This is a genomic window from Mitsuaria sp. TWR114, assembly GCF_007997345.1.
On record NZ_VOSR01001111.1, the window covers coordinates 1 to 3,204 of the forward strand.

The 3,204-nt window shown below is 71.6% G+C and carries 5 protein-coding genes and 1 pseudogene; 4 read left to right on the top strand and 2 right to left on the bottom strand.

Annotation, left to right across the window (positions count from 1 at the left end; all coding sequences use genetic code 11):
* Positions 1-286: LysR family transcriptional regulator (locus FUT87_RS27900; RefSeq protein ID WP_147243064.1), on the bottom strand; the 286-nt coding region annotated here is incomplete at its 3' end.
* 111 nt (positions 287-397) lie between these two features.
* On the opposite strand from FUT87_RS27900, the gene FUT87_RS27905 reads away from it, so the two are divergent.
* Both FUT87_RS27905 and FUT87_RS31250 read left to right on the top strand, forming a co-directional pair.
* Entirely contained in the window at positions 398-1,171 is a 774-nt protein-coding gene (locus tag FUT87_RS27905) for an SDR family oxidoreductase (protein WP_147243065.1), read from the top strand.
* A 75-nt stretch (positions 1,172-1,246) separates the two neighbouring features.
* Positions 1,247-2,095: a hypothetical protein gene (locus tag FUT87_RS31250; protein WP_255512096.1), complete on the top strand. Its 849-nt coding sequence runs from the start codon at positions 1,247-1,249 to the stop codon at positions 2,093-2,095.
* 9 nt (positions 2,096-2,104) lie between these two features.
* Here FUT87_RS31250 and FUT87_RS27915 read toward each other — a convergent pair whose 3' ends face one another.
* On the bottom strand, positions 2,105-2,398 hold the full coding sequence (locus FUT87_RS27915; protein WP_141225299.1) for a hypothetical protein: 294 nt from the start codon (positions 2,396-2,398) through the stop codon (positions 2,105-2,107).
* Positions 2,399-2,478: 80 nt separating this feature from the next.
* Between FUT87_RS27915 and FUT87_RS30130 the strand changes: the two genes are divergently transcribed.
* Together FUT87_RS30130 and FUT87_RS27920 are read left to right on the top strand one after the other, a co-directional pair.
* Positions 2,479-2,643, top strand: a complete 165-nt coding sequence (locus FUT87_RS30130; RefSeq protein ID WP_222617335.1) for a hypothetical protein — start codon at positions 2,479-2,481, stop codon at positions 2,641-2,643.
* Between the two features lie 36 nt (positions 2,644-2,679).
* Positions 2,680-3,204, top strand: a pseudogene (locus FUT87_RS27920) (DUF2272 domain-containing protein); the annotation flags it as partial.

Here is a 3,204-nt window from a genome sequence, read left to right on the forward strand (position 1 = left end):
GCGTGCCGGCCGGCTTGCCGGCGCCCTGCCGCAGGTCGGTCAGCGCATCGCCGATCTCCGCCCACGGCAGCCGGACCTGGCCATACAAGCGCTCGCCGTCGGTCGTCAGCGCCAGCCGGCGCGTGCTGCGCTGGAACAGGCGCACGCCCAGGCGGGCCTCGAACTGAGCCACGCTCTTGCTGACGGCCGCGGGCGTCAGTCCCAGGCGGCGCGCGGCCGCGGAGAAACTGCCGTCGTCCGCCGCGGCGATGAAGGCGTCCAGGTGGCTGCGAAGTTCGGTGGACATGGGATTCGATAGGGATGGTTGAAGCTGAGTGTCAGCTTCTGAGACTACCGGAATCAGGTCGCAGCGCCCAGACTTCGTTCATCCCAACTCCCTTTTCAAAAGGACGACGCCATGAGCACCTCGACTTCCACCTCCACTGCCACCTCCACGCCGCTGGCCGGCAAGGTCGCCTTCAGCCACGGCGGGTCGCGCGGCATCGGCGCCGCGTCGGCGCGCCGGCTGGCGCGCGAGGGCGCCACGGTCGCGATCGGTTATGCGTCCTCGGCGATCGCGGCCGAGGCGCTGGCGGAAGAAATCCAGGCCGCGGGCGGCCGGGCGATCGCCATCAAGGCGGACGCCACCGACGCGCAGGCCCTGGCGGCCGCGATCGACGGCGTGGCCGAGCGCCTCGGCCGCCTGGACATCCTGGTCAACAGCGCCGGCGTCCTGCACGTCGCGCCGACGGAAGACTTCTCGCTGGCGGACTTCGACCGCACGCTGGCGGTCAACGTGCGCTCGGTCTTCGTGGCCTCGCAGGCGGCCGCCCGGCACATGCGCGAAGGCGGCCGGATCATCAACATCGGCAGCACCAACGCGCAGCGCATGCCCTTCGCCGGCGGCGCGGCGTATGCGATGAGCAAGTCGGCGCTGATCGGCCTGGTCAAGGGCATGGCGCGCGACCTGGGGCCGCGCGGCATCACGGTGAACAACGTGGCGCCGGGGCCGGTCGACACCGACATGAACCCGGCCGACACGGATTTCGGCGCCGGCCTGCATGGCCTGATGGCCGTGCCGCGTCACGCCAAGGCGGACGAGATCGCGGCGATGGTGGCCTATCTGGCCGGACCGGAAGCCGGGTTCGTCACCGGCGCCGACCTGCTGATCGACGGCGGATTCGCCGCCTGAGGCCGAGGGCGCCAGTCAAGGGATCGACGAGTCGACGAATCGACGGATCGACCGATCAACGGATCAACGGACCGTATGGCGCCGGCCGTCCTCGTCGACCCAATAGCGGCCGCCCTGGCCATCCGAGTAGACCTGGCGCTCGCGGCCGTCGACGACCAGCCGCCCGATGAGCGCCCCGGCGACCGCGCCGACCGCCGCGCCCGTGAGGGCGTTGCCGCCGGTCGCGGCGCGATGACGGCGCCGCCCACCGCGCCCACGGCCGCATTGCGGGCGTCGTCACGACGCTGCTGCCGGTCGGAAGCGCAACCGACGCTCAAGGCCGCGCAGGCGATGACCAGCGCAACGGTGCTGAAGGGGGAGGTATTCATGAGAAGTCTCCTGAAGGGTGATGTTCGTCCGCCCTCCTGCGGCGCGACGAGACCACCGCCTCATCGCGCGGCGGAGGGCAGCGCGCGACTGATGCATCACGCCATGAGCGGCAAGGGGCATGCCCTGTCGGCGGCAGTAGCCGGAACGGCACGGGCGGCAAGGCGTAGCGAGAAGCAACGAGCGGCGGCGGTACGGCGATTGCCGCGCCTGGGTATCCCACTTCAGGAGATCGCCATGCCTCGCGGAGACAAATCCTCCTACACGGACAAGCAGAAGCGTCAGGCCGAGCACATCGAAAGCGGCTATGAGCACCGCGGCGTGCCCAAGGACGAAGCCGAACGGCGCGCCTGGGCCACGGTCAACAAGGAAACGGGCGGCGGCAAGAAGTCGGGCTCGGGCCGCGGCCAGGCCGAGAACCACGAGCCCTCGCGCAAGGGCGGGCGCCTGGGCGGCAAGGCCGCGGCGAGCCGCACGGCGGCGGAGCGCTCAGCCTCCGCGAAGAAGGCCGCGGCGACCCGCAAGCGCAATGCGGCGGCGCGCGCGGCCCATCATTGAGAACGAGGGTCAGCGGTCCTCGCGGGAGGAATCGCTGTCCTCACTGCGGTCGTCACGGGACGCCTGGTTGCGCTGGCTGCCGGGCGACTGCTGGCTGGACGGCTGCTGGGAGCGCTGGTTCAGCTGTCCCTGCTGACCGCCGGACTGGCTCTGCTGGGACTGCTGGCGCTGGCCTTGCGAGCCGCCGCCCTGCTGCCCGCCAGGCTGGTTCTGCTGCCCTTGCTGCCCCTGCTGATGCTGGTTCTGCTGGCTGGAACCGCCCTGGGGTTGCGGCGATGACTTCGTGTTGGGTTGCTGGGCCATGGTGATCTCCATGTTGAGCACGCCGGCAACTTCGCCGGCAGATTGGAGGGGCAATGGTCATGCCGGCGGGGGGAGTCTGTGTGCCCAACGACCTCGCCGACATCAACGCGCAGAACCTGCGCATGAGCGAAGGCGCCGGCACGCCGCGGGGCATCGAACGCCACCTGGGGAGGAAGCTCCGACATTCCTCCCCCCAAGCTCAGCCCCGCGCCGATGCCCTGATCGCCGCCGCGCCCCGACGATGAGCGCTCCACGCCGCCCTTGCGGACGCAGGAGCCCGCATGTCCTCGCGCATCCTTCGCTTCCCTCGCCTCCTTGACCACCCCGGCATCGCCGGCCTGGCGCTGCGGCTCCTGGCCGCGCTGTCCATCTCGATCCTGCCCGGCTGCGCGGCGCTGCAACCGCCGCCTGCCGAGCGATGGCCGGCCACGGATCCCGCGCCGGTCTACGCCGTCGAGGACATCCGCCCCGCGCCCGGCCTGGGCGGCGAGCTCGCGCCCGACCCTGCCTCGACCGAGCGCCTGCTGGCGCTGGCGCTGCAGGAATGGCAGCTCTGGGGCCGGGGCCGCTGGGACGCCGCCACCAACCTCACCGAACGCCGCCTCGACGAGCCCCGCGGCCTGGAGGCCGAGCCCTACCTCCACGCCCGGGTGCTGTTGTACTGGCTCGGCGTCAAGGGCGGCGACTACCCGGTCCAGCGCACCCGCCACGAGGACGGCTCGCTGCGCCCCTGGAGCGCCGTCTTCATCTCCTGGCTGATGCGCGGCGCCGGCTTCGGCGAGCGCCAGTTCGAAGCCGCCGAACTG